Source organism: Pseudomonas sp. StFLB209 (assembly GCF_000829415.1).
Taxonomy (GTDB): Bacteria; Pseudomonadota; Gammaproteobacteria; order Pseudomonadales; family Pseudomonadaceae; genus Aquipseudomonas.
In genome coordinates this window covers 746699-770662 of the sequence record NZ_AP014637.1, presented here as the reverse complement: position 1 = coordinate 770662, position 23964 = coordinate 746699, and the positions used below count along the sequence as shown (strand labels likewise).

The window sequence follows — 23964 nt, the reverse complement described above, 5'->3', positions numbered from 1 at the left end:
TTGCCAAGCACAAAATGGGGTCGCCCGTCGGGGCGAAACCCGCAGTCCAGACAACCGCGGCAAAGGTTTTTCCATTGTTCGAAAGCACGCTCGTAACACGAAGCGTGTACAGCGTTATTTCAGCGCCTTCTGAATCTGCTCCGGGGCAAAATCCCGGAGCAGGGTGCCGTTCACATCCAGCATCGGAATACCCCGGCCACCGAGCGCCTGATAAGCCGCGCGGCCTTCTGCCGAACTCTCGATATCGTATTCCTTGAAGGCAATACCCTGGCTGTCGAGAAAGCGCCGCGCCTGTTTGCAGTAGCCGCACCAGGGGGTCGAGTACATCACCACCCTGGCCTGGCTGTAGCGTTGTGCGTCGCTGGCTGCCGGCGGGTTGACGAAGTGTTCGATCTTGCCCCAGTTCTGGTAGATCACCACCACCAGCAGGATCAGCGCAACTTTCTTGAGGGTGCGTTGCAGCATGGGCTCAGCGGCGCTTCAACTGGTCGGTCAACTGGGTTGGCAGACCCTTGATGATCAGCGTGCCGGCGTCTTCGTCATACTCGATACGATCGCCCAGCAGGTGAGCCTCGAAGCTGATCGACAGGCCTTCGGCGCGGCCGGTGAACCGACGGAACTGATTCAGGGTCCGTTTATCGGCCGGAATCTCTGGCGACAAGCCGTAGTCCTTGTTGCGGATATGGTCGTAGAACGCTTTGGGGCGTTCTTCGTCGATCAGCTCTGACAGCTCTTGCAGGCCGATCGGCTCGCCGAGTTTGCTCTGGCTGCTGGCGTAGTCAACCAGCGCCTTGGTTTTCTCGCGGGTGGCTTCTTCGGGCAGGTCTTCGCTTTCGACAAAATCGCTGAACGCCTTGAGCAGGGTCCGGGTTTCGCCGGGGCCGTCGACACCTTCCTGGCAGCCGATGAAGTCGCGGAAGTATTCCGAAACCTTCTTGCCATTCTTGCCTTTGATGAACGAAATGTACTGCTTGGACTGCTTGTTGTTCTGCCACTCGGAAATGTTGATCCGCGCCGCCAGGTGCAACTGGCTCAGGTCCAGATGCCGCGACGGGGTGACGTCCAGGGAGTCATTGACCGCTACACCTTCGCTGTGATGCAGCAGGGCGATGGCCAGGTACTCGGTCATGCCTTGTTGATAATGGGCGAACAGCACGTGGCCGCCGGTCGACAGGTTGGATTCCTCCATCAGCTTCTGCAGGTGCTCGACCGCAATGCGCGAGAACCCGGTGAAGTCCTTGCTGCCGGCCAGATACTCTTGCAGCCAGCCACTGAACGGATAGGCTCCTGACTCGCCATGGAACAGCCCCCAGGCTTTACCCTGCTTGGCGTTGTAGCTTTCATTGAGGTCGGCGAGCAGGTTTTCGATGGCCATCGATTCGGCCAGCTCCGAGTCGCGGGCATGCAGGACTGCGGGGCTGCCGTCAGGTTTCTTGTCGATCAAATGGACGATGCAATGACGGATCGGCATGGAAGTCTCGGCTGAAAAAAATGAAAAACGCTCAGGCGCGCAAGTGTAACGCAGGGCTGCTGAAAATGGCCGACTGTGGTGGTTTTTCAGCCAGCAAAGATTTTTTTACTTATTTTTGCCTTAAAAGCCCGCAAAACCTGACCAAAAGGAAAGTCAGAGGCGGATATTTGCTTGGCTCTGTGCTAGTTTTGCGCCGTCCTGCGCACTTCAGCGCGTCAGGCATGCAGTTTGTGTGCGTGCTGGCGAACCAATTTCAGGTTTCAGTATCTACATTTCTCGATTGATCGTGGCTGCCAATGGCCGACGTCGCACTCTGCAATCCATATGAATTTTATAGGGAAGGAACACTACATGGCTCTTACCAAAGACCAGTTGATCGCCGATATCGCAGACGCTATCGACGCGCCTAAGACCACTGCGCGTAACGCTCTCGAGCAGTTGGGCCAGATCGTTGCTGATCAACTGGAAAACGGTGCTGAAATTACCCTTCCAGGTATCGGCAAGCTGAAAGTCAGCGAGCGTCCAGCTCGCACCGGCCGCAACCCTTCGACTGGCGCTGCCATCGAAATCGCTGCCAAGAAAGTTGTCAAGTTCGTACCAGCCAAAGTGCTGAGCGACGCGATCAACAAGTAAGCATCCGCTTGCAACAAAAAAGCCGTGTACTGGGTCTCCAGCCACGGCTTTTTTGTGTGTGACACTCAGGCTTTTGGCCAGCGCTCGGCACGCCACTTGGCCTGTTCTTGCAGGTCATGAAAGGTCCAGGCCACGAAGCGGCTCTGTTTCTGGCCCTGGCCCATCTCCAGCACCTGCACATCAAAGGCGCCGATCTTTTTCAGGTGTTGCTGGATCTGCGGCAGGTTGGCGGCCTTGGACACCAGGGTGCTGAACCACAGCACCTGTTCGGGGATCAGCGCGCTTTCGTCGATCATGCGGGTCACGAACGCGATCTCACCGCCTTCACACCACAACTCCTGGGCTTGACCACCGAAATTGAGTACCGGCAGCTTGCGCTTGGGGTCGGCTTTGCCCAGGGCTTTCCATTTGCGCTGGCTGCCCCGTGTCGCCTCTTCACGGGACGAATGGAACGGCGGGTTGCACATGCTCAGCTCAAAGCGCTCATCGGCGCCCAGCAGGCCGCTGAGGATGTGCTGGCGGTCGCTTTGCTGACGCAGCTCGATGGCCTTGCTCAGCTTGTTGGCCTTGACGATGGTCTGCGCGGCGGCGAGGGCGGTGTGGTCGATTTCCGAACCGGTGAAATGCCAGCCGTAGTCGGCATGGCCCAGCAGTGGATAGATGCAATTGGCGCCGGTGCCGATGTCCAGCACCTTGATCGCTGCGCCGCGTGGAATCTGCTCCTGATTGCTGCGGGCCAGCAGGTCGGCCAGCAAATGCAGGTAGTCAGCCCGGCCGGGAATCGGTGGGCACAGGTAATCGGCCGGGATGTCCCAATGCGCGATCCGGTACTGGGCCTTGAGCAAGGCACGGTTGAAGACCCGCACCGCCTGCGGGTTGGCAAAGTCGATGCTTTGCTTGCCATAGGGGTTGAGGATAACGAAATCGGCCAGCTCCGGGCTGCTCTTGATCAGGGCCGCAAAGTCGTAACGGCCTTGATGGCGGTTGCGCGGGTGCAGAGTGGCCTTTTCCCGCGGGACGGCGGGTTTGGCCTGGCGTTGCGGTTTCTTGCGTGGCGGCTTGATGCGGTCGGTCATGGCGCGAGTCCGGCGGTGTCTGGCCTATTCGCGAGCAAGCTCGCTCCCACAAGGGGGAACGTGCTCGCGAATGCGTCAGCGCAGTGAATAAAAAAGCCAGCCCGTGAACGGGCTGGCTCGGTGTATCAAGGCCTTACAGGCTACTGATACGGGCGTGCTGTTCGGCCAGCTTGGCCAGAGCCTGTTCGGCTTCGGCCAGTTTGGCGCGCTCTTTGGCGATCACGTCGGCAGGGGCCTTGTCGACGAAGGCGGCGTTGGACAATTTACCGCCCACGCGTTGCACTTCGCCTTGCAGACGCTGGATTTCCTTGTCCAGCCGCGCCAGCTCGGCGCCTTTGTCGATCAGCCCGGCCATTGGCACCAGCACCTGCATTTCGCCCACCAGGCCGGTGGCCGACAGCGGCGCTTCGGCACCGGGCTGCAGAACGGTGATCGACTCGAGCTTGGCCAGCTTTTTGAGCAGGTGCTCGTTGTCGTGCAGGCGACGCACGTCTTCAGCGTTGCTGTTGCCCAGGAACAGTTGCAGCGGCTTGCCAGGGCCGATGTTCATTTCGCCACGGATGTTACGCACCGCCAGCATCAGGCCTTTGAGCCATTCGATGTCGCCTTCGGCGGCCTCGTCGATACGGGTCTCGTTGGCCACCGGCCATGGCTGGAGCATGATGGTCTTGCCTTCGGCACCGACCAGCGGCGCCAGGCGCTGCCAGATTTCTTCGGTGATGAACGGCATGAACGGATGGGCCAGGCGCAGGGCGACTTCTAGGACGCGCACCAGCGTGCGGCGGGTGCCGCGCTGGCGCTCGACCGATGCGTTCTCGTCCCACAGCACGGGCTTGGACAGCTCCAGGTACCAGTCGCAGTACTGGTTCCAGATGAACTCGTACAGCGCCTGGGCGGCCAGGTCGAAGCGGAACTGCTCCAATTGGCGGGTCACTTCGGCTTCGGTGCGTTGCAACTGGGAGATGATCCAGCGATCAGGCAGCGACAGCTCGTAGGCTTCGCCGTTCTGGCCACAGTCTTCACCCTTGTCCAGCACGTATCGCGCAGCGTTCCAGATCTTGTTGCAGAAGTTGCGATAGCCCTCGACGCGGCCCATGTCGAACTTGATGTCGCGGCCGGTGGAGGCCAGCGAGCAGAAGGTGAAGCGCAGGGCGTCGGTGCCGTAGCTGGCGATGCCCTCGGCAAACTCCTGACGGGTCTGCTTCTCGATCTTCTTGGCCAGTTGTGGCTGCATCAGGCCACTGGTGCGTTTTTGCACCAGGGTTTCCAGGTCGATGCCGTCGACGATGTCCAGCGGGTCAAGCACGTTGCCCTTGGACTTGGACATCTTCTGGCCCTGGCCATCGCGTACCAGACCATGGACGTAGACGGTCTTGAACGGAACCTGAGCGGTGCCGTCGTCATTTTTCACCAGGTGCATGGTGAGCATGATCATCCGCGCAACCCAGAAGAAGATGATATCGAAGCCGGTGACCAGCACGTCGGTGGAGTGGAAGGTCTTCAGCGCTTCGGTCTTCTCTGGCCAGCCGAGGGTGGAGAAGGTCCACAGACCCGAACTGAACCAGGTGTCGAGCACGTCGTTGTCCTGATTCAGAACCACGTCGGCGCCCAGGTTGTTCTTGGCCCGCACTTCGGCTTCGTCGCGACCGACATAGACCTTGCCGGACTGGTCGTACCAGGCCGGAATACGGTGACCCCACCACAGCTGACGGCTGATGCACCAGTCCTGGATGTCGCGCATCCAGGAGAAGTACATGTTCTCGTACTGCTTGGGCACAAACTGGATGCGGCCGTCTTCGACGGCGGCGATGGCAGGCTCGGCCAGAGGCTTGGTCGACACGTACCACTGGTCGGTCAGCCATGGCTCGATAACGGTGCCGGAGCGGTCGCCTTTCGGCACTTTCAGCGCGTGGTCATCGACGCTGACCAGCAGGCCGGCAGCGTCGAAGGCGGCGACGATCTGCTTGCGTGCCTCGAAGCGGTCCAGGCCGGCGAATTGCGTGGGCAGGGTGCTGTCCAGGCTCTCGTTGAGGCTGCCATCGATGTTGAACACCTGGGCCTTGGCCAGCACCACAGCGTTCTTGTCGAAGATGTTGATCAGCGGCAGGTTGTGACGCTTGCCGACTTCATAGTCGTTGAAGTCATGGGCCGGGGTCATCTTGACGCAGCCGGTGCCGAACTCGGGGTCGCAATAGTCATCGGCAATGATCGGAATGCGACGACCTACCAGCGGCAGCTCGACAAACTTGCCGATCAATGCCTGGTAGCGTTCGTCAGCCGGGTTAACGGCCACCGCCGAATCACCCAGCATGGTTTCCGGGCGCGTCGTGGCGACCACCAGGTAGTCTTTGCCTTCGGCGGTTTTTGCGCCGTCAGCCAGCGGGTAACGCAGGTTCCACAGGTGACCTTTCTCGTCGTGGTTTTCCACTTCCAGGTCAGAAATCGCGGTGTGCAGCTTGGTGTCCCAGTTCACCAGGCGTTTGCCACGGTAGATCAGGCCGTCTTCGTAGAGGCGCACGAAGGCTTCCTGGACGGCGGCCGACATGCCGTCGTCCATGGTGAAGCGCTCACGGGACCAGTCCACCGAAGAGCCCAGACGGCGGATCTGGCGGCTGATGTTGCCACCGGACTCGGCTTTCCATTCCCAGATCTTGTCGAGGAATTTCTCGCGGCCCAGTTCATGGCGGTTCAGGCCTTGGGCTTCAAGGCGACGCTCGACCAGCATCTGGGTGGCGATACCGGCGTGATCGGTGCCTGGTTGCCACAGGGTGTTGCGGCCCTGCATGCGGCGGAAACGGATCAGCGCGTCCATGATCGCGTTATTGAAGCCATGGCCCATGTGCAGGCTGCCGGTCACGTTCGGCGGCGGGATCATGATGGTGTACGAGTCACCCGAGCCCTGCGGAGCGAAGTAGTTCTCGGACTCCCAGGTCTGGTACCAGGAAGTTTCGATGGCGTGCGGCTGGTAAGTCTTGTCCATGCGCGGCGGGAACCTGTGGCATTGATTCGGAAACCGGCAAGTATACCCCTGTGGTGGAGCTGCAAGCCACCAGTGGCAAGCGCCAGGCCCAAAGCGGCGATTGGGTTGAATCAGCCGCTATGGGTTGCTGGGCTCAGTTTTTATTGCCGGTGCTGGCCAGCAGTCGTTCCAGCCGTGCTTCAAGACGCCGCTTGATCTCGGTTTCGATATGCGGGGCGAAGTCGCTGATGACGTCCTGCATGATCAATTGCGCGGCCGAGCGCAGCTCGCTGTCCAGGTGCAGCAGGGCGTCGACACTGGGCGGTACGTCGTGGGTGGGGGCTTCGGCGGCGGGCAGCGCTGCTGTAGCCTGTTGTGCGGGGGCAGCGTCAGCCGGGTCGGCAAGGTGTACCGGCGGCTGGGGCTGGCTTTCGACCACATCGAACAGCAACGGGATCTGTTCTTCGTAGTGAACCGTTTCGGTCAGCAGGGGCGGTTGCAGGTTCTCGTCGCCGAGCAGCTTGCGGATCGATTCGAGATCGTCCAGCAGATGCGCGGATTCAGCTTTTTTTGAAGTATCCATCGTTTACTCAAAGACGCTGTAGTCGGTGGTCTTGCGGAGCATAGCCCTGTTCGCGGTAGGTGCGAAAACAGGTCCGCGCCGCCTGGCGAACAGCCGGGTCTTCGATTACGACCTCGGCAACCCGGGCAAATTGCTTGAAAAATGCCGGGATCTGCAAATCGAGGTTGATCAGCAGATCCCGATGCTCGCCCGCCGCATCGCCCAGGCCCAGAACCACGGGGGCCTGGTGGTCAGTTTCGGCATCGCCGTGGGGCACGAAGCTTTCGCCCTTGAAGCGCCACAGGCGCGCGTCGAGATCATCGCGCTGGGCGGCGTCGCTGCAATGCAGGTAGACCCGATGGCCAAGCCGCCAGGCCTTCTCCGTGAGCTTGCAGGCAAAGTCCAGCCGGGCCTCGCTGGCCGGGCTGGGTAAAATATAGAAGTCGATCTGGGGCATGTCAGTTCCGCAAACGGCCGCGCCCGCATTGATACAGGCCCATCAGGCGCGGCAGGTTGATCAAACGCCCGAGCGGTCCAGCAGGTACTGGGTCAGCAGGGGAACCGGACGTCCAGTGGCGCCCTTGTCCTTGCCGCCACTGGTCCAGGCGGTGCCGGCGATGTCCAGGTGTGCCCAGTTGTAGCTCTTGGTGAAGCGCGACAGGAAGCAGGCGGCGGTGATGGTGCCGCCTTTCGGGCCGCCGATGTTGGCGATATCGGCGAACGGGCTGTCGAGCTGCTCCTGGTACTCATCGAACAGCGGCAGTTGCCAGGCGCGGTCGTCCGCCAGCTTGCCGGCATCGAGCAGTTGGTTGATCAGGCCATCGTTGTTGCCCAGCAGGCCGCTGGTGTGGGCGCCCAGGGCGACCACGCAGGCGCCGGTCAGGGTTGCGATGTCGATGACCGCCTGCGGCTTGAAGCGCTCGGCGTAGGTCAGTGCGTCGCACAGCACCAGGCGGCCTTCAGCGTCGGTATTGAGAATCTCGACGGTCTGGCCGCTCATGGTGGTGACGATGTCGCCAGGGCGGGTCGCGGTGCCGCTCGGCATGTTCTCGGCTGCGGCAATGATGCCCACCACGTTGATCGGCAGTTGCAGCTCCAGTACCGCGCGCAGGGTGCCGAATACGCTGGCGGCGCCGCACATGTCGTACTTCATTTCATCCATGGCTGCGGCGGGCTTGATGCTGATGCCGCCGGTGTCGAAGGTAATGCCTTTGCCGACCAGCACGAAGGGTTTGTCGTTCTTCTTGGCGCCCTGATAGTTCATCACGATCAGGCGTGGTGGCTGCGCGCTGCCCTGGGCCACGGCGAGGAACGAGCCCATGCCCAGTTCCTTGAGTTTTTTCTCGTCGAAGACTTCGACCTTGAGATTCTTGTGCGCCTTGCCCAGCGCCTTGGCCTGCTCGCCCAGGTAAGTCGGGTGGCAGATGTTTGGCGGCAGGTTGCCCAGGTCGCGGGTTAGCGACATGCCGCTGGCGATGCCGCGGGCGTGGGCCACGCCGCTTTCTACCTGCGCAGTGCTGGCCTTGGCAGTCAGCAGGGTGATCTTCTTCAGGCTGCGCGCTTCGGCTTTCTGGCTCTTGAAACGGTCAAAGACATAGCCGCCGTCGAACAGGGTTTCGGCCAGCAGGCGGGTCTTGCCGTAGGTTTCGCGGTGCTTGACCTTCAGTTCGTCCAGGGCCAGTGCGGCATCGCTGCCGCCCAGACCTTTGAGGGTGCCGAGAATGCCGGCAATCACCTTGCGGAACTGACGGTCAGACAGCTCTTCATCCTTGCCCACACCGACCAGCAACACGCGCTCGGCCTTGAGGTTCGGCAGGCTGTGCAGCAGCAGGCTCTGGCCAACCTTGCCGGCCAGGTCACCGCGTTTGAGCACGGCGCTCAGGGCGCCACCGCTCAGGGCGTCGACACTCTTGGCTGCCGCACCCAGCGTCCGGCCTTCGCCCACGGCGACAACCAGCGTTGCGGTTTTCAGGGTTTCTGGGCTAACGCTTTTAACAACCAATTCCATGTCGGGTCCCCGAATGACTGTGAACTTTGCAAATGAATGAGGTAGGTGGCACGCGCCGTCCTGTGTCAAAGGTCTGGCGGATAGACTGACCCGCAGTTTGACCCTGCGATGTAACCGCTGACAACCCCGTAACGCATTTGTAGGAGATGGCTGAACGAACTATCCCCGTCGTTAAGTGACAGAAGGAGTCAATCACAGGATAATGCCGCATATTTTTTCCGGACCGTGCAGCCTGCTGCATGATTCCTTTACCGTGGCTCGTCTTTTTCCTTGTCTGGCCGCCGCTGCCTGGCAAATCTGGAGTGTCTGGTTTGATCGTCTTTCGTTATCTGTCCCGTGAAGTGCTGGTTACGCTGAGCGCCGTCAGCGCCGTGCTGCTGGTGATTATCATGAGCGGGCGCTTCATCAAGTACCTGGCCCAGGCTGCCTCCGGCGCATTGGACCCTGGCGTGCTGTTCATGATCATGGGCTTTCGCCTGCCGGGGTTTCTGCAGTTGATTCTGCCGCTGGGCCTGTTTCTGGGCATCCTGCTGGCCTACGGACGCCTGTATCTGGAAAGCGAAATGACCGTGCTGGCGGCCACCGGCATGAGCCAGCAACGCCTGCTGGCGATTACCCTGGGCCCGGCGACGCTGGTCGCGCTGCTGGTGGCCTGGCTGAGCTTCAGCCTGGCACCGCAGGGTGCCTCGCAATTTGCCGTGCTGATCAACAAGCAGGACGCCCTGACCGAGTTCGACACACTGGTGCCGGGCCGCTTCCAGGCCCTGCGCGACGGCACCCGCATCACCTATACCCAAGAGCTGTCCGAAGACCGCACCCAGTTGGGCGGTGTGTTCATCTCCGAGCGGCGGATGTCCGACGACAAGAGCGAGGAACGGGGCATTACCGTACTGGTTGCCGAGAAGGGCCGTCAGGAAGTGCGCCCGGACGGCAGTCGCTTCCTGGTGCTGGAGAACGGCTACCGCTACGACGGCAACCCTGGCGAGGCCAATTACCGGGCCATTCAGTACGACACCTATGGTGCGATGCTGCCCAAGCCTGAAATCAGTGCCGAAGTCACCGAACGCGATGCGATCCCGAGCAGCGAGCTGTTCGGCAACGACACGCCGCGCTACCAGGCCGAACTGCACTGGCGCATCTCGCTGCCGATCCTGGTGTTCATCGTGACCCTGATGGCGGTGCCGCTGGCGCGGGTCAACCCGCGCCAGGGCCGTTACCTGAAACTCTTGCCGGCGATTCTTCTGTACATGGCTTACCTGACGATACTCATCGCCGTTCGCGGCGCCCTTGAAAAGGGCAAGCTGCCCATGGCGCTGGGCATGTGGTGGGTTCACGCCCTGTTTCTGGCGATCGGCGTGGGGCTGATGTACTGGGAGCCGTTACGCCTGAAACTGGCCGGCCGCCGCACGGCCGGGGAGGTGGCTCATGGTTAAGCTCGATCGTTACATCGGCAAGAGCGTCTTCATGGCGATCCTTGCCGTACTGGGCATTATCCTGGGGCTGGCCTCGCTGTTCGCTTTCATCGACGAAATGGGCGATCTGGGTGACAACTACACGTTGCTCGATGCCGGCTCGTTCGTACTGTTCACTGCGCCGCGCCGGGTCTATGAAATGCTGCCAATGGCGGCGCTGATCGGTTGCCTGATCGGCCTGGGTACCCTGGCCAGCAGCAGCGAGCTGACCATCATGCGCGCTGCCGGTGTGTCCATCGGACGTATCGTCTGGGCGGTCATGAAGCCGATGCTGGCGCTGATGCTGGTCGGCGTATTGGTTGGCGAATATGTGGCGCCCTACGCCGAGAGCAAGGCCCAGGCCGACCGCTCGCTGGCACAGGGCACCGGTAACTCGCAGAGCGCCAAGCATGGCCTGTGGCACCGCCAGGGTGATGAGTTCATTCACATCAACAGCGTCCAGCCCAATGGCTTGATGTACGGGGTGACCCGTTATCGCTTCGACGATCAGCGCCATATGCTGAGCGCCAGCTTCGCCCGCCAGGCCAGCTATCACGAGAACTACTGGGAGCTGAGCGACATCAGCACCACGCATTTCCGTGAAGGACACACCGAAGTGATCAAGACCCCGAATGAGCGCTGGGATGTTTCCCTCAGCCCGCAACTGCTCAGCACGGTGATCATGCCGCCGGAGTCGCTGTCGATCACCGGGCTGTGGAGCTACGCGCATTATCTGGCTGAGCAGGGGCTCAACAACGGCCGTTACTGGCTGGCGTTCTGGACCAAGGTGCTGCAACCGGCGGTCACTGTGGCGCTGGTGTTGATGGCGATTTCGTTCATCTTCGGCCCGTTGCGCTCGGTGACCCTTGGGCAGCGGGTATTCACCGGTGTGCTGGTGGGCTTTGTATTCCGCATCGCCCAGGATTTGCTCGGCCCGTCGAGCCTGGTGTTTGGCTTCTCGCCGTTGTTTGCGGTGCTGGTCCCGGCGGCGATTTGTGCCTTGGCCGGGGTGTGGCTGCTGCGTAGGGCGGGTTGATCTGAACAGTCAGTGCACGCCCTTTTGTGGGAGGCCGGCTCTGCTGGCGGCTGCTGTGCAGGATCACCGCTGAATCTGGCTGGCCTGTAGCTGACGTTAAAGGGCGTTGCCGCAGTTGACTGGGCTGCGGCGACGCCAAACCTGTCGCCCGCCAGGGCGAAGCAGGGCGGGCGAAAACACCTGCGCCAGTGCTGTCAAACGACCCGAACATCACCCAGCCGTACGCTTGGGCAATCTCACCAACTGACTGTTCGAATAGATGTCATGCCAGGTCCGCCCCTGCTTGTCATACAGCGCCCACACAAACCCCGCCCCAAGACACAACCCTGAGGCAATTGCCACCATGAAGCGCAGCAGCGCCTGGGTCAGACTGATCGCGCTGCCATCGGCATTCTGCACACGCACTCCCCATGCTTGCATGCCCAGCGTCTGGCCCGCATGGGTCCAGAACTTGGCAAAGAACGCAAAGGTCACCAGCAACAGCAGCGAAGACAGCACAGGGTCGCCATCCATTGCCCCGGACTCGGTCAGCTCACGCAAGCGCGCTTCACCGACAAAAGCCATCCAGATCAACTTGTACATAAAGGCAGTGACGATTTGCACGGCCAGGCACAGCAGCAAGTCATAACTGATCGCCGCGAGGCGGCGTAACAGGCCAGCGGGCGGGAAGGGGCCTTCAGGCTTGAGCAGGCGGGTAGACATGGCAAGGCCTCGTTGACGAAGAGGCACTTATGGTAGCGGGGTTGGCCAATAAAAAAGCCCCTGGTAAGTCAATACCAGGGGCTTTTGGCGATCAGGCAGTTGCTTAGGCTTCTGCGATCACTTCGTCAGCCTGCATGCCTTTCTGGCCTTGCACGGCGATGAAGGTCACTTTCTGGCCTTCTTTCAGGCTCTTGAAGCCGTTGCCCTGAATCGCGCGGAAATGCACGAACAGATCCGGACCGCTCTCAGGAGTGATAAAACCAAAACCTTTCTCGTCGTTGAACCACTTAACGGTGCCGCTCTGACGTTGGGACATTTTCTTATTTCCTTGACGCTTGAATTAATGACAGCCTCTTTCGGCCGGAAATGCCAAAAAAGTACTGGGGCTGGTTGCAGGAAGTAAGAAACGTAGAACGGGTGTAGCAAAGCTTTGAGCTACTGCCCAGGTCCAGATTCAGCGACCTATGCAAACACAGTCAGGGCACTCTACGCCAACTCTCGTTACAAAAACAAGCCCCCGCGAAGCCCCGGATTTTAAAGGGCTTGAGCAGCACCCAAAGAAAATTCACCGGCTTGGGGCAAGTCGCATATCTGGCCTGCTTTGTGCACTTGGGCGGTGCACAAAACAGACCATTCGATGTTATTGCAGAACCATGAAAGATCATCGACAAAGCTGTGACGACTGCAGGCATGCAGCTGGTTTTTTGGCGCTGCGCTTAGCCGCGGAAGTAACGTTGCGCAACAAAAGGCATTTTTGCCACTTTCATCGGCACCTGCTTGCCACGGACCAGCGCCCAGACCGGGGTATCAAGAGCGCTGAAGGCGCTGTCCAGATAGCCCATCGCCAGCGGCCCGCCCAGGCTTGGACCGAAGCCACCACTGCTGACCTGGCCGATTTCCCGTCCCTGATCGTCGACGATTTGCGTGCCTTCGCGCACGGGAGTGCGCTCCTGCGGCAACAAACCGACGCGCTTGCGGCTCACGCCTTCCTGCTGTTGGGCGAAGATGCGCTCGGCCCCCGGAAAGCCCCCGGCACGTTCTGCACCGGCGCGACGAGCCTTGGAAATTGCCCATAGCAGGCTGGCTTCCACGGGAGAAGTGTCACTATTCATGTCATGGCCATACAGGCACAGGCCGGCTTCCAGGCGCAGTGAATCCCGTGCACCGAGGCCGATGGCCTCGACTTCCGGTTCGGCCAGCAGGCGCCGGGCCAGCGCTTCGGCGGCGCTGGCAGGCACTGAAATCTCGTAACCGTCTTCGCCGGTGTAGCCCGAACGGCTGACATAGCAGTCGCTGCCCAGAATGGTCACGCTGGCAAACTGCATGAAGGTCATGCTGGCAACTTGCGGCGCCAGGCGTGCCAGTACTGTGGCGGCTTGCGGGCCTTGCAGGGCGAGCAGGGCGCGTTGCTCAAACAGCTCTTCGATCTGGCACTGGCCGCTCAGGTGCTGACGCAAGTGCGCCAGGTCCTGCTGTTTGCAGGCGGCGTTGACCACCAGCAGCAATTGCTCTGGGCTGAGCCGGGCAACCATCAGATCGTCGAGAATCCCGCCGTGTTCATTGGTGAACAGCGCATAGCGCTGCATGCCCTGCGGCAGATCGATGATGTCCACCGGCACCAGGCTTTCCAGCGCGCGGGCGGCGTCTTTGCCGGTGAGCAGGATCTGGCCCATGTGCGAGACATCGAACAAGCCGGCCTGGGCGCGGGTGTGCAGGTGTTCTTTCATGACGCCGAGCGGGTATTGCACCGGCATCTCGTAACCGGCGAACGGTACCATTTTGGCGCCCAGTTCGCGGTGCAGGCTGTGCAGCGGGGTGGTCAGCAGCGGTTGATCAGACATGGTCGATTCCTGGATGCGAATGTGCGGGCCTGTCCCGGAAAACCGGGGCAGGCCTGCCAGAGAAGCAAGTGAACGAGACGATCAGGCTTGCTGATAGCTCTCGATGGACGGGCAGGAGCAGACCAGGTTGCGGTCGCCGTAGACGTTGTCGACCCGCCCGACCGGTGGCCAGTACTTGCCGTCGACCAGCGAAGCCACCGGGTAGACCGCCTGTTCGCGGCTGTAAGGGTGATCCCATTGGCCGGTCAGTTCGGCAGCGGTATGCGGCGCGTTTTTCAGCGGGTTATCGTCTTTGTCCAGGCTGCCGTTTTCCACCGCACGGATTTCTTCACGGATGGCGATCATCGCTGTGCAGAACCGGTCGAGTTCTTCCTTGGCTTCGCTTTCAGTCGGTTCGATCATCAGCGTGCCGGCCACCGGGAACGACATGGTCGGTGCGTGGAAGCCAAAATCGATCAGGCGCTTGGCCACATCGTCGACGGTGATGCCGCTGCTGTCCTTGAGCGGACGCAGGTCAAGAATGCACTCGTGGGCGACCAGGCCGTTGCTGCCGGTGTACAGCACCGGATAGTGCTCTTCCAGGCGCCGGGCAATGTAGTTGGCATTGAGAATGGCCATCTGCGAGGCGCGCTTGAGGCCTTCGCCGCCCATCATGCGGATGTACATCCAGGTGATCGGCAGGATGCTGGCGCTGCCGAACGGTGCGGCGCATACCGCGCCCTGTTGCTGTTCCAGATGACGGTGCCCCGGCAGGAACGGCGCCAGATGCGCTTTGACGCCGATCGGGCCAACGCCCGGGCCGCCGCCGCCATGGGGAATGCAGAAGGTCTTGTGCAGGTTCAGGTGCGACACGTCACCGCCGAACTTGCCCGGTGCGCAGAGGCCGACCATGGCATTCATGTTGGCGCCGTCGATGTACACCTGGCCGCCGTTGTCATGCACGATGGCGCAGATTTCGCGAATGCCTTCCTCAAACACACCGTGGGTCGACGGGTAGGTGATCATCAGCGCAGCGAGTTTGTCGCGGTGTTCGACAGCCTTGGCGCGCAGGTCTTCGATATCGACGTTGCCGCGTGCATCGCAGGCGGTCACCACCACGCGCATGCCGGCCATCTGGGCGGTGGCCGGGTTGGTGCCGTGGGCAGAGGACGGGATCAGGCATACGTCACGGTCCTGGTCACCACGGCTCTGGTGATAGGCACGGATCGCCAGCAGGCCGGCGTATTCGCCCTGCGAGCCGGCGTTGGGCTGCAGCGACACAGCATCGTAGCCGGTGGCCGCGCAGAGCATGGCCTGCAGTTCGTCGGTCATCAGTTGGTAGCCGGCGCTTTGTTCGACCGGGGCGAACGGGTGCAGGTTGCCGAATTCGGCCCAGGTCACCGGGATCATTTCGCTGGCGGCGTTGAGCTTCATGGTGCACGAGCCCAGCGGGATCATGCTGCGGTCCAGCGCCAGGTCCTTGTCGGCCAGTTTGCGCAGGTAGCGCATCAGCTCGGTTTCGGAGTGGTAACGGTTGAACACCGGGTGATCGAGAATCGCCGACTGACGCAGCAGGCCGTGGGGCAGACGCGAGGTGGCGCTGGCTGCCAGGCTGTCAAAGTCCGGCAGCGCCTGTCCGTCAGTGGCCAGCAGCGCCCACAGGGCTTTGATGTCGTCCGGGGAGGTGGTTTCGTCGAACGACAGGCCCAGGTGCGTGCTGTCGACCTCGCGCAGGTTGACGTTGTGGCTGCGGGCGCGGCCATGCAGTTCAGCGGTGCGTGCGCCGGTGGCGAGGGTCAGGGTGTCGAAGAAGAACTCCTGCTCGGCTTTCAGGCCCAGCGGGTTCAGGCCGGCGGCGAAAATCGCGGTCAGGCGGTGCACGCGGTTGGCGATGCGGGTCAGGCCGCGCGGGCCATGGTAGACGGCATACATGCTGGCGATATTGGCCAGCAGCACCTGCGCGGTGCAGATGTTGCTGGTGGCTTTCTCGCGGCGGATATGTTGCTCGCGGGTCTGCATGGCCAGGCGCAGGGCTTGCTGGCCGTGGCGATCGACCGAGACGCCGACCAGACGGCCGGGCATGTCGCGCTTGAACGCATCACGGGTCGAGAAGTACGCCGCATGCGGGCCGCCGAAGCCCAGCGGCACGCCGAAGCGTTGGGCGGTGCCGATCGCCACGTCGGCGCCGAACTCGCCGGGCGGGGTCAGCAGGGTCAGCGCCAGCAGGTCGGCAGCCACGGCCACCAGCGCATTGGCGCTGTGCAAGCGTGCGATCAACTCGCTGTAGTCGAACACATCACCATTGCTGGCCGGGTATTGCAGCAAGGCGCCGAAGTAATCGCTGACATCGCCCAGCTCGGCTTCGTCAGCCACCACCACGGTGATGCCTAGCGGCTCGGCACGGGTGCGCAGCACGTCGAGGGTCTGTGGGTGGCAATGGATGGAGGCAAAGAATTGCTGGCTGCCCTTGTTCTTGCTCAAGCGCTTGCAGAAGGTCATGGCTTCGGCAGCGGCAGTGGCTTCATCAAGCAAGGAGGCGTTGGCGATTGGCAGGCCGGTCAGGTCGCTGATCAGGGTCTGGAAATTCAGCAGCGCTTCCAGGCGGCCTTGGGAAATTTCTGGCTGGTAGGGGGTATAGGCAGTGTACCAGGCCGGGTTTTCCAGCAGGTTGCGCAGGATTGGTGCTGGTGTATGGGTGTTGTAGTAGCCCTGGCCGATGTAGGTCTTGAACAGCTGGTTCTGCCCGGCAATGGCTTTGAGCGACGCCAGTGCGTCAGCTTCGCTTTGCCCGGCCGGCAGGTTCAGCACGCTGCTGCCCTTGATGCTCTCCGGAATCACGCTGGCAGTCAGTGCTTCCAGCGAGTCGTAGCCCAGCGTCTGCAGCATGGCCGCCTCGTCCGCTGCACGCGGGCCGATGTGCCGGTCGATGAATTCGTTGTTGGTGCTGAGCTCGATGCGATCACTCATGACGTGCTCCTCAGGCTTCGGCGTTGGCTTGGATCAGGCGGTCGTACGCGTCCTGATCGAGCAAAGTATGGATGGCGCTGGCGTCGGCCGGCACAAAGCGGAAGAACCATCCGGCACCCAGAGCGTCCTCGTTGACCTGCTCAGGGGTCTCGCTAAGCGCCTGGTTGACCTCGACCACTTCGCCATCGAGGGGCATGTACAGGCTGCTGGCGGCCTTGACCGACTCCACCACCGACACTTCGGCGTGTTGAGTGTAGGTCTGTAATTCGGGAAGTTGCACAAAGACCACGTCACCGAGCGAATTCTGGGCATAAGGCGTGATACCGACTGTGATGCTGCCATCGGCTTCGGTTCTCAGCCATTCGTGTTCAACGGTGAATCGCAACTCGCTCATAAAAACTCCTGGGGGGGGGCGACGGCATGCTGCATGGGCATGCCCTATGTCGCTCATCTAGCAAGTTTCTGACCAATTAAATTTTTTGTATATAAATCAAAGGCTTGATGGTTTTTGAAGGAAATTGGCTTATTGCGCTGTAACGATTTCGATACGAGGTTGCTGGCAGGCGTCGCAGGCAACGGTTGCCGGCCTTGCAGATGGGTGCTCAGGGTGGCTCTGTATTTAAATCGTTACGGTGTATTGATTTCGATACGGCTAGGTGCGTGTCGTCTGTTGACCAATGCCGTACTTGCGCAGGCGGTGGGCAATTGCGGTGTGGGAAGTGCCCAGGCGGCTGGCGAGTTGGCGCGTCGAGGGGTAGTCAGCGTACAGGCGCAACAGCAGGTCCCTTTCGAACCCGTCGACTGCCTGTTCCAGGCTGCCGACGGTCTCGACGGGCTGGCCGGCGACTGCGGTCGCGGCGATATCCAGATCGGCCAGTTCCACCTGGCAGCTTTCACTGACGGCGGCGGCGCGGAAGATGACGTTCTGCAATTGCCGCACATTGCCCGGCCAGCGGTAGCCAAGCAATGCGCTTTGCGCCTCGCCAGTCAGGCGGCAGAGCGGGCGCTGGATCTGAGTGCAGGCCTGCTGCATGAAAAAGCGCCCCAGCAGCACAATGTCCTGGCCGCGCTCGCGCAGCGGCGGCACGTGCAGGTTGAGGACGTTCAGGCGATAGAACAGGTCTTCACGAAAGCTGCCTTCGGCGACCATCTTTTCGAGGTCGCGGTGGGTGGCGCTGATGATGCGTACATCGACTTTGATTTCCCGGTCGCCGCCCACCCGGCGAAAGCTGCCATCGCTGAGAAAACGCAGCAGTTTGGCTTGCAGGTAGGGCGACATCTCGCCGATCTCGTCAAGAAACACCGTGCCACGGTTGGCCAGTTCCATCAGCCCCGGCTTGCCGCCGCGCTGGGCGCCGGTAAATGCACCCGGCGCGTAGCCGAACAGCTCGCTCTCGGCCAGGCTCTCAGGCAATGCGGCGCAGTTCAATGCCAGAAACGGCTCGCCATGCCGGGCGCTGCTGGCATGGGAGGCGCGGGCCACCAGTTCTTTGCCGGTGCCTGTTTCGCCGCGAATCAGCAGTGGTGCATCCAGGGTTGCGACACGCTGGGCGCGGCCCTTGAGGGTGCGGATGGGCGCAGAATCACCGAGCAGCGCGTCGAAGCCTTCAGCGTGGTCGTGGTGCAGGGCCGACAGGCGTTCGCCGATACGGCTGGGCGGGTAGAGGGTGAGCAGGCCACCGGCTTCGGTGATAGGGGTGGTTTCCAGCAGCAGCGCTTCACCGCCCAACGTGATTTCGCGCATGGGCAGCCGAAAGCCGTTGTCGCGCAGGCTGGCTTGCAGGTCGGGGTCGTTGAGCAGTGTGCCCACCGGCTCACCCACCGGCTCGCGACCGATCAGCGCCACCAGCGCCGGGTTGGCCAGCAATACCAGGCCCTCGCTGTCCAGTGCCAGCACCGGGTCGGTCATGGCGGCCAGCAACGCATCGAGCTGTAGGTGGCGACGCTGGCCGGGCAGTATGTCGACCACGGTAATGGCTTCGACGCCGCGCACCCGAAACAGCGCGTCCTTGAGGTCTTCAAGCATCTTCGGGCTGAGCGTCGGCGCGTCGATATAGACGTTCGGCGGCACCATTTCCACGGCATCGAGGTTCAGATTGCGGCTGCCGAGGATCGCCAGAACTTCCTGGGTGATACCGACACGGTCAATGAAGCAGACATGGATGCGCATGATGAACAGGCATGGAGGCTCAAGAGGTCGCCAGTATGCCTTGTGATCGCCAGCACGTCCTGTACGGTTGCTGTCTGGTCAACCGGGTGTCGGCTGGCTACTCCAGATGCTCCGGTTTGACCGGCTCGCCGGGCTGGGCATGCAATTGGGCGCGAATATCCTCGAACATCCGGTCGTAGTCCTGATGTTGCGATATTGGCAGCCCGGCCGGGTTGGGCAGGCCGTGGCGGATGGCGATGCGGCTGGCGTTCTGGGCAAAGTTGAAGGCCAGGTCGCGAGGCAGCTGGAAGGTTTCGCTGAACGGCTTGCCGTCGATTTCGCCCTGCATCTCGAAACTCATGCAGGTGCCCAGCGCCGGGTCTTCGACGCGTTGATAGCGCAGATGGATATCAAAGCTGTGATCGGTTTTTTGCAGTGCGCTGTGACTGAGATGCAGATGGCCGGGTTCGAACATGCTGGCGTTCCCCACAAAGCAGATGAATGTGTCCGGATAGACACTACCGGACTATCCGGGTTCAGCGCTTGTCGTGGGTCAATGGTGGCTTGCTGGCAGGTTCCGGGCGTGACCACAGCCACAGGTTGCCCATGGCCATGCCGGCGATTGCCAGATACAGCCACCACACGTGGGTGAACAGGCTCAGCATCAAAATGGCGCAGGCCAGCATGCTGATCGTCGCGCTGATCTTGCTGCCGCGCGAGACCATCCGGCCATTGCGCCAGTTGTACAGCATTGGCCCGAACAGCCGGTGATTCTCAAGCCAGGCATTGAGGCGTGGTGAACTGCGGGTGGCTGCCCAGGCGGCCAACAGAATGAACTCGGTGGTCGGCAGGCCGGGAACGAAAATGGCAATGATGCCTATCGCCAGGCTGGTGTAAGCCAGCAGGCCGTAAAGCAGGCGTGAAAGTCTGGAGCCGGGCGGTTTGTAGGTCATGGTCATGATCGGCGAGTTCAAAAGCCCGGCCAGCTTAGGGGCTGTGCCGGGTGCAACGCAAACCGCGTTGTTGCAAGCGCAGCAGCCCCGCCAAGGCTTGCCCCTGCTGTCATGCCTGAGCCACGTCAGCCTGAGGTGCCGCAGAGCCGGCGTAGGCGTGCTCCAGCAGCACACCAAAACGCTCGAACGCCGCCAGCGCGCCCTGGTCGAGTTCGGCTTCCTGGCTGGCGCTCAGGGGCAGCTCGTCGAGAATCCGGGTAAAGGCTTTCCAGCCGGCGGCACGACCGCCCTCGGGCTCGCCCAGGTGACGCGCGCCGAATTGATGGCTGAGGTTCAGCGCTTCAGCGCGCTTGATCAGAAACGCCGCACCGAGCTTGGAACCTTCCGAGACGAACAGCCAGCCCAGCGCCTGGGCAACGCCGGGTTGCTGTACCGCACCCGCGACGCCGACCGGCAGTTCGGTATTGAGGTCTTGCAGGTCGGCGGCGGCCTGTTCGGCGCGGCAACGCTGGGCCAGGTCTGGAATCAGGGCGATCAGTTGCGGGTCGCGGTACAGCGTTTGCAGTTCGCTCTGGAACAGATACTGGGCAACCACGAAGCGTGTGTAGCTACTCAGGGTGGCAAACGGCGCATGGGCCTTGACCGCGTGATCGAGCTTCTCGTGTGGTGCGTGGGTGATCTTGTTCAGGCGTTGTGAGCGAAGCTCGCGGCTCGGGGTATCGGTTGTCATCGAATCTTCCTTGCGAGAAATTTCAGGGCTTGTTGAATAGACGAGTGGGCTGCTTGGGCCACGTAAAAAAATGCCGCACAACGTGCGGCATTTGTTCAGCCAGCCACTGGCAGTCAGATGTCCCACACCAGGTTGACGCTGAAGTTGCGCCCCGGCTGGGTCAACCGGTCGAGGTTGGCGGGGGCCGTCACCCCGGCTTCACCGACGCCGTCGTAGCCGCGCACGTCATCCCACAGCCAGTACTGCTTGTCGGTCAGGTTGTAGAGGCCCGCGCTGAGTGTCACGTCCTGAGTGACCTTGTAGTAACCGGTCAGGTCCAGCACGCCGAAGCCCGGGGTCTTGAACTGGCTGGAAACGCCATCGGGGGTGTGGAAGTTGCTGTCATCGACGCGGTTCTTGCGCTTGACCAGGGTCCAGCTCAACAGCCCCCCGTAGTTATCCTGGTCATAGCCCAGGCCGAACACCCCGGTCAGCGGGTTGACGCTGTTGATCGGCTCGCCAGTGTCGTCATTGCGGCCTTGCAGCCAGGCCAGCGACGCTTGGCTATAAAGGCCCTGTGGCGCGCCGAAGTGGCCCAGATCCAGACGGCCCTTGAACTCCGCACCCTTGATGGTGGCGTGGCGGATGTTGCTGGACTGGAAGGTCATCTCGTTGTAACCGGGGCTCAGCGCGTCCTCGTTGATGAAGTCGCGGTACTTGTTATAGAACACTGCGACATCAAACGAACCGGCGTCGAAGCGGCCACGCAGGCCGGTCTCGAAACTCTTGCTCTTTTCCGGCTCCAGATTCGGGTTGGGTTCGACCGAGTAGCCGGCGTTGGGGTTGTCGAAGCGGCCAAACAGGGCCTTGGCCGATGGGGTGCGGAAGCCTTCGGCGTACTGGCCGTACCAGGTGTACTGTTCGTCAATCGCGTAGGTCACGCCAAACTTGGGCGAGACCCGATGCCAGGTCTTGTCGTCGCCGCTGGCCTGCCCGTTGCTGGCCAGGTTCAGGGAGTTGATGAACTCCGGGGTCAGCTTCGGATCCAGGCGGGTGTGGTCGTAGCGCACGCCCGGCGTGAAGGTCCAGTTGTTCCAGCTGATCTGGTCCTGGGCGAACAGCGCGTAGCTGGTAATGGTCGGGTCCGGGAAATCGCTGGTCGGCACCAGACGGTCGGCGGTGCTCTCGGCGCCCACGGCGCGGCAGGCGCCCAGTACTCGGGCACAGATGCCGTAGCCGCTGCGCAGGCCGGTGACTTTCTGTTGCTTGAGGGTCGTGCCGTAGGTCAACAGGTGGTCGGTCTCAGCCAGGGCAAAGGCCTTGTCGGCCTGGGCATCGAAGATCCACTGCTTTTCCTGATAAGTGGTGTCACGGAAACGATAGACATCGCGGGAGAACGGGAAGTAGCGCTCTTCAGTCCCCTGCGAGGTTTTGGCGTTCTGGTAGTTCAGGCTCCACTTGAGGTTGTCGGCCAGCAGGCTGTCCAGCGCAAAGCGGTGTTCCAGACCGAAGCGCTCGCGGGTGATGGTGTCGTTGCCCAGCCGCGACTGGTACATGCCCAGCCCGGCGCCATTGGTGAACGGCCCGCCCACTGCGCTTTTCAGGTCGGTGTCGCGGTCGTCCTTGTAGCGCTCATAGGTCAGTTGCAGGCGTGCATCATCGGCGTAGTTCCAGCCCAGCTTGGCCAGCACGTTGGTCGAGCGCACGTCTTGCGGGTTGGCCTCGGTGCGCGCCAGGCCATTGCCGCCGGTGCCACCGTAGGACTCGGTCTCATGGCCGTTGCGCTGGCTGGCATGCAGCAACGCATCGAAGTCGTTGTAGCGACCGGCGACGCTGGCGGAGGTCAGCCAGCTGTCGTCAGCCGAGCTGTAGCCGGTCTTCAGGCGTGCGCCGGTGTCACGATCTGGTTTGATGATGTCGTCGGCATCCAGGGTGTAGTAGCTGACCACCCCACCGATGGCGCTGCTGCCGTACAGGGCCGAAGCCGGGCCGCGGAGAATTTCGACGCGCTTGACGATTTCCGGGTCGACGTAGTTGCGCTGGGTCTGGGCGTACGGGCCGCTGAAGAAGCGGTCGGGCACCTCGACGCCATCGACCTGGGTGAGGATCCGGTCGCCATCGATACCGCGAATGTTGTAGCCGTTGGTCCCCGCCCGGTGGCCTGCGCCGCCCACCGAAACGCCTGGCTCGTAGCGCACCAGGTCGCGAATGTTATTGACGTTGTGGCGGTCCAGTTGCTCGCGGGTATGCACGCTGACCGTGCTGGTCACGGTGCTGATGTCCTGTGACTGGCGGGTGGCACTGATGGTGGTCTGATCCAGCGCCAGCACGCTGCCGTTGGCGCGGCGCTGCAGCACCACGTTCTGCGGGCTGATGGTGCGATAGCCCAGTGCGCTACCGGCCAGCAGGCGCTCCAGTGCTTGCTCGGGGGCCAGCGAACCCTGCACGCCCGCCGTGGTGACGTTACGGGTCAGCTCCGAAGGCGCGCCGACCTGCCAGCCGGTGATTCGGCTGAATTCGTTGAGTGCCGCCACCAGCGGTTGCTGGGCGATATTGAACGAGTACTGGCCGGCACTGCGCTGGCTGGCGGGTGCGGTTTCGGCGGCGAGCACCGACATGGCGGGCAGGCCGGCGCTCAGCATGGCCACGCTGAGCAAGGACAGCGCGAAACGTGAGCGGGGTAGTGCGGCGGATGGCATCGAAAGGGCTCCCTGGCGTGTGTCGTCGGCATCATTGGAGATGCTTGGGTAATACGAATCAGTTGCATTGGCTATGACTAGACGAACGGCACCAAGGGGGCGCGTAAAAATAACTGGGTAAATTTCTACAGATTTATCAGGCCGTTCGCGCACCGTGCTGGCCTGATATCGGGCAGCATTAAACGCTTGACGCTTAAGGTGGATGATAAGCATTATCATCGGCTTGATTGTCGGTCGAGCCCTGCCGTGTCCCAGTCCCGCTTCAACGATGTCTTCCAGGCCCAGCGCGATGTGCTGTTGCGTACCCTGCAGCGCATGGTCGGTAGCCACAGCACCGCCGAGGACCTGTTACAGGAAACCTGGCTGCGGGTGACCCGCGCCCTGACCGAGCGGCCCATCGATCATCTGGAGCCTTTTGTCTACCAGACGGCGCGCAACCTGGCCCTCGACCATTTGCGCGCGCAACGCCTGCGCGAGCGCATGCTGGTTGAGGATGTACCCACCCAAGAGCTGGAGAGCGTTGCCGCGCAGTTCGGCTCACCCGAAGACTCTGCCCATGCTCGCCATCTGCTCGACAGCCTGGGCGCCAGCCTTGGGCGGTTGAGCCCGCGCCAGCAGCGGATTTTTGTGCTCAGCCGCTTGCATGGCTGTAGCTATCAGGAAATTGCCGATACGCTGGATGTCTCGCCAAGCACCGTGCAAAAAGAACTCAAACTGATCATGGCGATCTGTATCGGAGTCATTGCCAGGCTTGACCACGCCTGATAAA

21 protein-coding genes and 1 pseudogene are annotated in these 23964 nt (G+C 61.8%); 5 read left to right on the top strand and 17 right to left on the bottom strand.

Annotation, left to right across the window (positions count from 1 at the left end; genetic code table 11):
- Positions 1 to 114: 114 nt before the first annotated feature.
- Together PSCI_RS03575 and yejK are read right to left on the bottom strand one after the other, a co-directional pair.
- Positions 115 to 465 carry a glutaredoxin domain-containing protein gene (locus PSCI_RS03575; protein WP_045482917.1) on the bottom strand — a complete coding sequence of 117 codons (351 nt, stop codon included), beginning with the start codon at positions 463 to 465 and terminating at the stop codon, positions 115 to 117.
- 4 nt (positions 466 to 469) lie between these two features.
- Positions 470 to 1471, bottom strand: a complete 1002-nt coding sequence (gene yejK, locus PSCI_RS03570; RefSeq protein ID WP_045482915.1) for a nucleoid-associated protein YejK — start codon at positions 1469 to 1471, stop codon at positions 470 to 472.
- Between the two features lie 20 nt (positions 1472 to 1491).
- On the opposite strand from yejK, the gene PSCI_RS28930 reads away from it, so the two are divergent.
- Entirely contained in the window at positions 1492 to 1755 is a 264-nt protein-coding gene (locus PSCI_RS28930) for a hypothetical protein (protein ID WP_144403186.1), read from the top strand.
- 67 nt (positions 1756 to 1822) lie between these two features.
- Positions 1823 to 2104: an HU family DNA-binding protein gene (locus PSCI_RS03565; RefSeq protein ID WP_045482913.1), complete on the top strand. Its 282-nt coding sequence runs from the start codon at positions 1823 to 1825 to the stop codon at positions 2102 to 2104.
- 65 nt (positions 2105 to 2169) lie between these two features.
- Here the strand turns inward: PSCI_RS03565 and rlmF are convergent, their stop codons facing one another.
- The 5 genes from rlmF to PSCI_RS03540 form a co-directional block, all read right to left on the bottom strand.
- Positions 2170 to 3180: a 23S rRNA (adenine(1618)-N(6))-methyltransferase RlmF gene (gene rlmF / locus PSCI_RS03560; RefSeq protein WP_045482911.1), complete on the bottom strand. Its 1011-nt coding sequence runs from the start codon at positions 3178 to 3180 to the stop codon at positions 2170 to 2172.
- A 133-nt stretch (positions 3181 to 3313) separates the two neighbouring features.
- Entirely contained in the window at positions 3314 to 6160 is a 2847-nt protein-coding gene (locus tag PSCI_RS03555; RefSeq protein ID WP_045482909.1) for a valine--tRNA ligase, read from the bottom strand.
- A gap of 133 nt (positions 6161 to 6293) precedes the next feature.
- A complete protein-coding gene (locus PSCI_RS03550; protein WP_045482906.1) occupies positions 6294 to 6722 on the bottom strand; it encodes a hypothetical protein in 429 nt (142 codons plus the stop codon).
- A 7-nt stretch (positions 6723 to 6729) separates the two neighbouring features.
- Positions 6730 to 7158: a DNA polymerase III subunit chi gene (locus tag PSCI_RS03545; RefSeq protein ID WP_045482903.1), complete on the bottom strand. Its 429-nt coding sequence runs from the start codon at positions 7156 to 7158 to the stop codon at positions 6730 to 6732.
- 60 nt (positions 7159 to 7218) lie between these two features.
- Positions 7219 to 8709: a leucyl aminopeptidase gene (locus PSCI_RS03540; RefSeq protein ID WP_045482899.1), complete on the bottom strand. Its 1491-nt coding sequence runs from the start codon at positions 8707 to 8709 to the stop codon at positions 7219 to 7221.
- Positions 8710 to 9020: 311 nt separating this feature from the next.
- On the opposite strand from PSCI_RS03540, the gene lptF reads away from it, so the two are divergent.
- Positions 9021 to 10142: an LPS export ABC transporter permease LptF gene (gene lptF, locus PSCI_RS03535; protein ID WP_045482896.1), complete on the top strand. Its 1122-nt coding sequence runs from the start codon at positions 9021 to 9023 to the stop codon at positions 10140 to 10142.
- Positions 10135 to 11196 (top strand): LPS export ABC transporter permease LptG, encoded by a 1062-nt coding sequence (gene lptG / locus PSCI_RS03530; RefSeq protein ID WP_045482893.1) that lies wholly within the window; start codon positions 10135 to 10137, stop codon positions 11194 to 11196. The genes lptF and lptG overlap by 8 nt, the downstream gene beginning before the upstream one ends.
- A gap of 210 nt (positions 11197 to 11406) precedes the next feature.
- Here lptG and PSCI_RS03525 read toward each other — a convergent pair whose 3' ends face one another.
- The 10 genes and pseudogenes from PSCI_RS03525 to PSCI_RS03480 all read right to left on the bottom strand — a co-directional run bounded on the left by PSCI_RS03525 (position 11407) and on the right by PSCI_RS03480 (position 23195).
- On the bottom strand, positions 11407 to 11898 hold the full coding sequence (locus PSCI_RS03525) for an RDD family protein (RefSeq protein WP_045482891.1): 492 nt from the start codon (positions 11896 to 11898) through the stop codon (positions 11407 to 11409).
- A gap of 103 nt (positions 11899 to 12001) precedes the next feature.
- A complete protein-coding gene (locus PSCI_RS03520) occupies positions 12002 to 12214 on the bottom strand; it encodes a cold-shock protein (RefSeq protein WP_010220199.1) in 213 nt (70 codons plus the stop codon).
- A gap of 400 nt (positions 12215 to 12614) precedes the next feature.
- On the bottom strand, positions 12615 to 13739 hold the full coding sequence (gene gcvT, locus PSCI_RS03515) for a glycine cleavage system aminomethyltransferase GcvT (RefSeq protein WP_045482889.1): 1125 nt from the start codon (positions 13737 to 13739) through the stop codon (positions 12615 to 12617).
- An 81-nt stretch (positions 13740 to 13820) separates the two neighbouring features.
- Positions 13821 to 16685 carry an aminomethyl-transferring glycine dehydrogenase gene (gcvP, locus tag PSCI_RS03510; protein WP_045482887.1) on the bottom strand — a complete coding sequence of 955 codons (2865 nt, stop codon included), beginning with the start codon at positions 16683 to 16685 and terminating at the stop codon, positions 13821 to 13823.
- 10 nt (positions 16686 to 16695) lie between these two features.
- Positions 16696 to 17079: a glycine cleavage system protein GcvH gene (gene gcvH, locus PSCI_RS03505; protein ID WP_045482884.1), complete on the bottom strand. Its 384-nt coding sequence runs from the start codon at positions 17077 to 17079 to the stop codon at positions 16696 to 16698.
- 258 nt (positions 17080 to 17337) lie between these two features.
- Complete coding sequence (locus tag PSCI_RS03500) at positions 17338 to 18855, bottom strand: sigma-54-dependent transcriptional regulator (protein WP_045482881.1); 1518 nt, start codon at positions 18853 to 18855, stop codon at positions 17338 to 17340.
- Positions 18856 to 18952: 97 nt separating this feature from the next.
- Positions 18953 to 19309 (bottom strand): DUF5064 family protein, encoded by a 357-nt coding sequence (locus PSCI_RS03495; protein ID WP_045482878.1) that lies wholly within the window; start codon positions 19307 to 19309, stop codon positions 18953 to 18955.
- A gap of 61 nt (positions 19310 to 19370) precedes the next feature.
- A pseudogene (locus PSCI_RS03490) lies at positions 19371 to 19843 on the bottom strand (YbaN family protein).
- 53 nt (positions 19844 to 19896) lie between these two features.
- Positions 19897 to 20517, bottom strand: coding sequence for a biliverdin-producing heme oxygenase (locus tag PSCI_RS03485; RefSeq protein ID WP_045482873.1), 621 nt, complete (start codon positions 20515 to 20517; stop codon positions 19897 to 19899).
- Positions 20518 to 20630: 113 nt separating this feature from the next.
- The gene (locus PSCI_RS03480) at positions 20631 to 23195 is read right to left on the bottom strand and encodes a TonB-dependent receptor (protein ID WP_045482870.1); all 2565 of its coding nucleotides are present in this window, start codon (positions 23193 to 23195) and stop codon (positions 20631 to 20633) included.
- Between the two features lie 246 nt (positions 23196 to 23441).
- Here PSCI_RS03480 and PSCI_RS03475 point away from each other — a divergent pair, with 246 nt between their 5' ends.
- Positions 23442 to 23960: an RNA polymerase sigma factor gene (locus PSCI_RS03475; protein WP_045482867.1), complete on the top strand. Its 519-nt coding sequence runs from the start codon at positions 23442 to 23444 to the stop codon at positions 23958 to 23960.
- The last annotated feature ends 4 nt before the right edge of the window (positions 23961 to 23964 follow it).